The 6,194-nt window shown below is 65.3% G+C and carries 5 protein-coding genes and 2 tRNA genes; 2 read left to right on the top strand and 5 right to left on the bottom strand.

Annotation, left to right across the window (positions count from 1 at the left end):
• Nucleotides 1–151: 151 nt before the first annotated feature.
• The 5 genes from clpX to D472_RS0123815 all read right to left on the bottom strand — a co-directional run bounded on the left by clpX (nucleotide 152) and on the right by D472_RS0123815 (nucleotide 5,005).
• A complete protein-coding gene (gene clpX, locus D472_RS0123835) occupies nucleotides 152–1,429 on the bottom strand; it encodes an ATP-dependent Clp protease ATP-binding subunit ClpX (protein WP_017606949.1) in 1,278 nt (425 codons plus the stop codon).
• 290 nt (nucleotides 1,430–1,719) lie between these two features.
• Nucleotides 1,720–2,376, bottom strand: a complete 657-nt coding sequence (locus D472_RS0123830; RefSeq protein WP_017606948.1) for an ATP-dependent Clp protease proteolytic subunit — start codon at nucleotides 2,374–2,376, stop codon at nucleotides 1,720–1,722.
• Nucleotides 2,377–2,420: 44 nt separating this feature from the next.
• Nucleotides 2,421–2,984, bottom strand: coding sequence for a ClpP family protease (locus tag D472_RS0123825; protein ID WP_051046064.1), 564 nt, complete (start codon nucleotides 2,982–2,984; stop codon nucleotides 2,421–2,423).
• A gap of 286 nt (nucleotides 2,985–3,270) precedes the next feature.
• The gene (tig, locus tag D472_RS0123820) at nucleotides 3,271–4,707 is read right to left on the bottom strand and encodes a trigger factor (RefSeq protein ID WP_017606946.1); all 1,437 of its coding nucleotides are present in this window, start codon (nucleotides 4,705–4,707) and stop codon (nucleotides 3,271–3,273) included.
• Nucleotides 4,708–4,930: 223 nt separating this feature from the next.
• Nucleotides 4,931–5,005 (bottom strand) — tRNA-Pro (locus D472_RS0123815).
• A 120-nt stretch (nucleotides 5,006–5,125) separates the two neighbouring features.
• Between D472_RS0123815 and D472_RS0123810 the strand changes: the two genes are divergently transcribed.
• Both D472_RS0123810 and D472_RS0123805 read left to right on the top strand, forming a co-directional pair.
• Nucleotides 5,126–5,199 (top strand) — tRNA-Gly (locus D472_RS0123810).
• A gap of 430 nt (nucleotides 5,200–5,629) precedes the next feature.
• Nucleotides 5,630–6,139, top strand: a complete 510-nt coding sequence (locus D472_RS0123805) for an adenylyltransferase/cytidyltransferase family protein (RefSeq protein WP_017606945.1) — start codon at nucleotides 5,630–5,632, stop codon at nucleotides 6,137–6,139.
• The last annotated feature ends 55 nt before the right edge of the window (nucleotides 6,140–6,194 follow it).

Genomic DNA, 6,194 nt, shown 5'->3' with positions numbered 1-6,194 from the left:
GCCGCCAGAGGCGGCGTGGTGGCCGCGAGCCCGGAATGATCCAAAAACAGGACCTGGCGCCACCCTGCGGACCGAACACACGCCGGGGCGCCCCCGTCAGGCGAGGACGCCCCTTGATCGGCGTACGCGGTTCGACACCGCGCGGGTCGACTCAGGCCGACTTCTCTTGGCGTCCGCCGTCCTTCAGCTGGGTACGCGGCACGAGCGTTGGATTCACGTGCTGTTCCACCGACTCACGGGTGATGATCACCTGAGCGACATCCTCCCGACTGGGCACCTCGTACATCACCGAGAGCAGGACCTCCTCGATGATGGCGCGCAGGCCCCGGGCACCGGTCCCCCGGATAATGCCCTGCTCGGCGATGGCCTCCAACGCGTCCTGGGTGAACTCGAGCTCCACGTTGTCCAACTCGAACAGGCGCTGGTACTGCTTGACCAAGGCGTTGCGCGGCTCGGTGAGGATCTGGATCAGCGCGGCCTTGTCCAGGTTGTGCGCGCTGGTGATCACCGGCAACCGGCCGATGAACTCCGGAATCATCCCGAACTTGAGCAGGTCCTCCGGCATGACCTCGCCGAGTAGGGCCGTGCCCTGCGTCTCACTCTTGGGGCGCAGCACTGCGTTGAACCCCATGCCCTGCTGCCCGGTGCGGGACTCGATGATCTGCTCCAGGCCGGCGAAGGCACCACCGCAGATGAACAGCACGTTGGTGGTGTCGATCTGGATGAACTCCTGGTGCGGGTGCTTGCGTCCGCCCTGGGGAGGCACGCTCGCGGTGGTTCCCTCCAGGATCTTCAACAGCGCCTGCTGCACGCCCTCACCGGACACGTCCCGGGTGATCGACGGGTTCTCACTCTTACGGGCGACCTTGTCGACCTCGTCGATGTAGATGATCCCGGTCTCGGCCTTCTTGACGTCGTAGTCCGCGGCCTGGATCAGCTTCAGCAGGATGTTCTCGACGTCCTCACCGACGTAGCCCGCCTCGGTCAACGCCGTGGCGTCGGCGATCGCGAACGGCACGTTCAGGATCCTGGCGAGGGTCTGCGCCAGCAGGGTCTTGCCCGAACCCGTGGGGCCCAAGAGCAGAATGTTGGACTTGGCGATCTCCACGCCCTCGTCACCGGGACGCTCGGTCTCCGAACGTACTCTCTTGTAGTGGTTGTAGACCGCCACGGACAGAGCCTTCTTCGCCTGTTCCTGACCGATCACGTAGGAGTCCAGGAAGTCGAAGATCTCTCGCGGCTTAGGAAGAGAATCCCACGTGAGCTCGGTGGCGTCGGCGAGTTCCTCTTCGATGATCTCATTGCACAGGTCGATGCACTCATCGCAGATGTACACACCGGGGCCCGCGATGAGCTTTTTCACCTGCTTCTGGCTCTTACCGCAGAATGAGCACTTCAGCAGGTCCCCGCCGTCGCCGATGCGTGCCACCCAGCCACTCCTCAAAACTAAGGCCGCCCCGCCCACGACACGCTCGCGCGCCGAACGGCGCGGAAGAGAACTTCCGCGAAATCCGCTCAGGGCCGGTCGGCCACGAACGGGGCGATCTGTGTGTCGCTCTCCGCCAGACTAAGCGAAAAACCGGACCGGCTTCACCACCGGGCTGTCCCAGGCGGGTCAGAAACCGGTCCGGTGCGTCCTTTCAGGGCCGGAAAATTCCTTCCCGAACCCTCCGAGCGCTGGGCTCCGGTTCGGGTCACGAGTTCACTCCGGCCGGTGCCCTACTTCGCGGAGGCCTTCCGGTAGGGCAACACGAAGTCGATGAGACCGTACTCGACGGCCTCCTCCGCGGTGAGGATCTTGTCCCGCTCGATGTCCTGGGACACCTGCTCGACCGAACGACCCGTGTGCTTGGCCAGGGTCGTCTCCAACTGCTGACGAATCCGGGTGATCTCGTTGGCCTGGATCTCGATGTCGCTGGCCTGACCGTGCATGCCCCCGGTCTCGGGCTGGTGGATCATCATGCGGGCGTTGGGAAGCGCGCCGCGCTTGCCCTTGGTACCGCCCGCCAAGAGGACCGCTGCGGCCGACGCGGCTTGCCCGATGCACACCGTCTGGATGTCGGGGCGTACGAACTGCATCGTGTCGTAGATCGCCATGAGGGAGGTGAAGGAACCGCCCGGCGAGTTGATGTACATCTGGATGTCACGCTCGGAGTCGAGCTGTTCCAGAGTGATGAGCTGGGCCATCAGGTCGTTGGCGGAGGTGTCGTCGATCTGCACGCCGACGAAGATGATCCGCTCCTCGAAGAGCTTGTTGTACGGGTTCATCTCCTTGACGCCGTACGACGTGCGCTCCACGTAGGACGGCAGCACGTAGCGGCTCTGGGGAGCCATCGAGGCCGCGCCGCCGATCAGACTGGGGTTGAACTCGGTCATTTCACGCCTTCCACGCACTACGCCGATCCATGGACTGGGACAGGTCAGCCCTGGCTACGGTCACTGGTCACGTCGAGGGTGCCTTCGAGCACCTCGTCGATGAAGCCGTACTCCAGCGCCTCCTGGGCCGTGAACCAGCGGTCCCGGTCGGCGTCCTTCTCGATCTGCTCGACCGACTGCCCGGTGTGCTCGGAGATCTTCGTGATGAACATCTTCTTCACGTAGAGCAGCTGGTCCGCCAGGATCCGGATGTCGGAGGCGGTGCCCCCGATGCCACCGGACGGCTGGTGCATCATGACGCGGGTGTGCGGCAGCGCGTAACGCTTACCGGGCGCACCGGCGCACAGAAGCATTTGGCCCATGGACGCGGCCATACCGATACCCACGGTGCGCACGTCGTTGGGGATGTACTGCATGACGTCGTAGATCGCCATACCCGCCGTAACGGAACCACCCGGCGAGTTGATGTACATGGTGATATCCCGCTGCCGGTCCTCGGCGGACAACAGCAGGAGTTCACCGACAAGGCGGTTGGCGATGTCGTCGTCGACCTGCTGGCCGAGGAACACGATTCGCTGGCGCAACAGGCGCTGAGGCGTCTGCTCAATAAAAGGGGAAAGCTGCGGGTCCGACGTACGAGCGTCGAATCCTTGGGACTCATCAAAGGTCGGCGGCACTCTCGTCACCTGCTCCGGAATCGAAACGGTTGCGATACAGCGACACTAACGCCGCCAGACGCCGGGCTCGTCCGGATAACGTCCCTGTTCGCTTTCAGCGCAGGGTGTACCAGGGACAGAATGTGCCTTTTCTCCTGACAGCGAACAAACACACAGGGCCCCGACCGTCCCGGTGCGGGTCGGTCGGGGCCCTGTGAAGGGTACTGAGTGTCGAGGACTACTTGGAGTCGGTCTGCTCGGTGTCCTCGGCCTCGCTCTTGGCCTCGGCGTCTCCCTCGGTGGCCTCGGCGGCGGCGACGGCGGCGGCCTTGGCGGCCTCCTCGACGGCGTCCTCGTCAGAGGCCTCGACGACCTCCTGCTCGACGACGTTGCCGTCCTCGTCGGTCACCTTGGCACCGGCCAAGACCAGGTCCATGGCCTTGCCACGGACGACCTCGGTGAAGGCCACGCGGATCTGGTTCGACTCGACCAGGTGCTGGGCCAGCTGATCCGGGCTCACACCCATGCGCTGGGCCTGCTCGAACACGTACTGGCTGAGCTCGCCCTGGTCAGCGCTCAGGTCCTCCTGGAGGGCAAGCTGGTCAAGGATGAAACCGGCCTTGACCGCCGAGTTGGCGCCGCTCTTGAGCTCCTCCTCGAACTCCTCCTCGGTCTTCTCCTGCGACTCGAGGTAGGCCTCCTTGGTCAGACCGCTCTGGGCGAGCTGCTGCTCAAGGCTCTGGCGACGGCGGGTGATCTCCTCGTCGATGACCGCGTCGGGCAGCGGGATGTCGACGGAGTCGATCAACTTCTCCAGCGCCTTGTCACGGGCGGCGGACAGCTGCTGCATACGACGCACGTCACCCATCCGCTTGCGCACGTCCTCGCGCAGTTCGTCGATGGTGTCGAACTCCGAGGCCAGCTGGGCGAACTCATCGTCCAGCTCAGGCAGCTCCTTCACCTTCACCGAGTGCACGGTGACGGTGACGTCCGCTTCCTGGCCCTCGTGCTCGCCACCGACCAGGGTGGTCTTGAAGGTGGCCTCGCCACCGGCCTCCATGCCACGCAGGGTCTCGTCCAGACCCTCCAGCATGGTGTTGGTGCCCACTTCGTAGGAGTAGCCGCTCACGGCCACGTCCTCGAGCTTTTCACCATCGATGGCGGCCGACAGGTCGATGGACAGGTGGTCGCCGTCCTCCACCGGACGGTCGGCGCCCACAAGGGTGGAGAAGCGTTCGCGCAAGGTGCCGATCTGCTCGTCGACCTGCTCGTCGGTGACGGTCGCGTTGTCGACGGTCACCTCGATGCCCTTGTAGTCCTTCACCTCGAACTTGGGTCGGACGTCGACCTCGGCGGTGAAGGCGAGCTCCTCGTTGTCCTCCAGCTTGGTGACCTCCACGTCGGGCTGGCCGAGCGCGAAGATCTCCTCCTTCTGGATGGCTTCGTTGTAGAGCTCCGGAACGGCGTGGTTGACCGCTTCGCTGATCACCGCGCCGCGTCCGACGTAGCGGTCGATCAGCCGCGCCGGCGCCTTGCCCGGGCGGAAGCCCTTGATCCGAACCTGCTTCGCGAGCGACTTGTAGGTCACGTCGAAAGCGTGCTCGAGCTCCTCGAAGGGCACCTCGATGGTCAGCTTGACCCGGGTCGGGCTGAGCTCCTCGACATCGGTCTTCACGGGGCGGTACTCCTAGGTTTGCCGGCTGGTGTCCGCGTCGGCCCGCAGGCGCACCACACACAACGGCGAATGCACGCACCCCGGCCAGTGATGACCACGTTTCCAGGGGTGCCCTGCGACGGGCTGGGACTTACAGTTTCCTGCTGATCGCACCAAGTCTAGGGCAGACAGACAGGGCGCTCGGGCGCCCGACCAGTAGGCCGGACGCCCGAGGGCGTTTTCGTCGGGGTGGCGGGATTCGAACCCGCGACCTCATGCTCCCAAAGCATGCGCGCTAACCAAGCTGCGCTACACCCCGTAACGACCCGACGCTGACACACTAGCCCGACAACGGATGTGCGAACAACGCTCCAGAGACTGTACTCTTATCTCTGTCGGCTCCACGAGCATAGAGGAAACTCAAGGGCTCTGGCGCCACGCGGGCGTAGTTCAATGGTAGAACCCCAGCCTTCCAAGCTGGTCATGCGAGTTCGATTCTCGTCGCCCGCTCCACTCGAAGCGAGCCGTGTGCCCTCAGGCACCGACTCGCTCCACCACCCCACCTCGGGGGGACGACCCCCCAACCCCCCGCTCCACTCGAAGCGAGCCGTGTACCCCCAGCCACCGGCCCTTCCCCCGGCACATGATCGATGCCCGCGATAGGCCCACCTCCGCGCCCCCGAAATGGTTCGATCAACACGCACCGGGCCATGGCGCCCCCTTCACTCAAGACCTCCTCGGCTCGACGATGGGATCCCCTCACCCCACCCCGATTCGAGTGAGCGGATTCACAGCCGGACTTCGCGGTCGGGTCCGAACACCGTTCGGGTCCTTCCCCAGAAGCGGAATACCCCCACTCAACGGGTACGTTGACCTTTCGGGCGCACCCGTCGGCGCGGTCGCGCGCGGGCGCCCGTCGGTAGCGCGCAGAAACGAGGGCCACATGCGGGAACCGGGTACGGACGAGACCCATCAGGCGACCACACCACTCGGTGTCCGCTGGTTCGAGCGACCGGACCCCCTCGAACGTCCGGTCGTGGTCACGGGCGTCTTCGACGTCCTGCACGTCGGACACATCCGTTTCCTGCGTTCCATCGCAGAACGCGGGCTGCCCCTGGTCGTGGGAATCGAGTCCGATGAACGCGTGCGCGCTTGGAAGGGTCCCGATCGCCCGGTCAACCCCGCCGAGGAGCGGGCCGAGACCATCGCCGCCCTGTCCAGTGTCTCGGGGTCACTGATCATCGACGGCCCCCCTTCCGTCGCCGACTGGACCGCCTACGCGGACCTGCTCCGTCCCCTGGCTCCCGCCGCCCTGGCCTTCACCGCCGGGGACCGTTACACCCAAGCCAAGATCCGCGGCGCCGAGGCACTCCAGGCCCAGGCCTGGGAACTTCCCTTCACACCGGGCCGCTCCACCACCGCGGCGCTCGGCCGACTGGCACACTCCCTGTAGGACTTGCCCCCGGACCTGGCCCCTCGGCAGCGGTCATGCCAGGGAAGCGGCACGC

This window comes from Nocardiopsis alkaliphila YIM 80379 (genome assembly GCF_000341005.1).
Taxonomy (GTDB): domain Bacteria; phylum Actinomycetota; class Actinomycetes; order Streptosporangiales; family Streptosporangiaceae; genus Nocardiopsis; species Nocardiopsis alkaliphila.
The sequence above is the reverse complement of the archived record's forward strand: the minus strand, read 5'-3'. Positions and strand labels throughout refer to the sequence as shown.